This window comes from Microvirga tunisiensis, assembly GCF_009296175.1.
Lineage (GTDB): Bacteria > Pseudomonadota > Alphaproteobacteria > Rhizobiales > Beijerinckiaceae > Microvirga > Microvirga tunisiensis.
The window spans coordinates 1-990 of sequence record NZ_VOSK01000851.1 but is presented as its reverse complement, the minus strand read 5'-3'; the positions used below and the strand labels follow the sequence as shown (position 1 = coordinate 990).

Sequence of the window (990 nt, the reverse complement as noted above, 5' to 3'; positions counted from 1 at the left end):
AGCGGCGGGTCGCCGGAGCCGATCCGATGATGCGAACCCTGCTCGAGGAGCGGATCGGCCACCTGAAGGCGCGTCCGGGATGCGAGTTCTCCGACGATGTCCGGCGGCTGCTGCGCACGCGGCTGACGAGCCACCGCTGCTCGGCCGATGACACCGCTGAACTGCTCGCAATGCACCGGCGCACCCTGAGCCGCCACCTGAAAGGCAATGGCCTGGGCTATCGGGGGATCAAGAACGAGATCCGGTTCGAGATCGCGCGGCAGTTGTTGCAGGACACTCAAGCGTCGCTCGCCCAGATCTCGGCGGCGCTGGGCTACTCGGAAGCGAGCGCCTTCACCAGGGCCTTCCGGCGCTGGTCGGGCCAGACGCCGACCGCTTGGCGGACCGAAGGCCATCATGAGTGACGCCCCGGCGTCCAAAAATCGTTAAGGGACCGCCCCCGCCAGTCGCCTGAAGCATGCAAGCAGTTGCGGGATCGCGCTGGCGACGGCTGCATTGCCGCGCTGGCAATGTCTGAACTCCAAAGGGAGACTGGGCCATGAACCGCCTGCTGATCAGCCTTTTCCTTGCTGTTCCATTGATCCCGATCGATACCACGGGAATGGCGCAGCAGCAGTTCGATGGACGCTGGAGCGTCCGTGCCATCCCCGCGAAGGGCGCCTGCCGCAGAGCGCATGATTATACGGTTGTGGTTGAGAACGGGATTCCTCGCAACGCCGTTTCGCGGCGCACACCGGACAGTGCGACCGGCGGACTGGAACCGGATGGGCGTGTTCGGGTCAGCTTCCAACGCCACCGGGCCCAGGTCGCGATCACGGGGAAGCTCGCTGGACGTTCGGGTTCCGGCACATGGACCATTGCGGGGAGCATGGCCTGCTCGGGACGGTGGACCGCCTCCAAATGGAGCTGATCCGTCGCAGGATCAACGCGAGCCGTCGGGCTCGGCCCGGACGAGTGCCACCGTGGACAGGCCGATAGCGAGATCGAGCG

General features: G+C 66.1%; 2 protein-coding genes. Both read left to right on the top strand.

Annotated elements, in window-relative coordinates; all coding sequences use genetic code 11:
* Positions 1-404, top strand: a 404-nt coding sequence (locus FS320_RS44105; protein ID WP_152718746.1) for a helix-turn-helix transcriptional regulator, incomplete at its 5' end; no start/stop codon positions are given.
* A gap of 134 nt (positions 405-538) precedes the next feature.
* Positions 539-910, top strand: coding sequence for a hypothetical protein (locus FS320_RS44100; protein WP_152718745.1), 372 nt, complete (start codon positions 539-541; stop codon positions 908-910).
* Positions 911-990 lie beyond the last annotated feature (80 nt).

Coding starts and splice junctions, on each gene's coding strand:
- FS320_RS44100 (WP_152718745.1), top strand. CDS start 539: ATGAACCGCCTGCTGATCAGCCTTTTCCTTGCTGTTCCATTGATCCCG.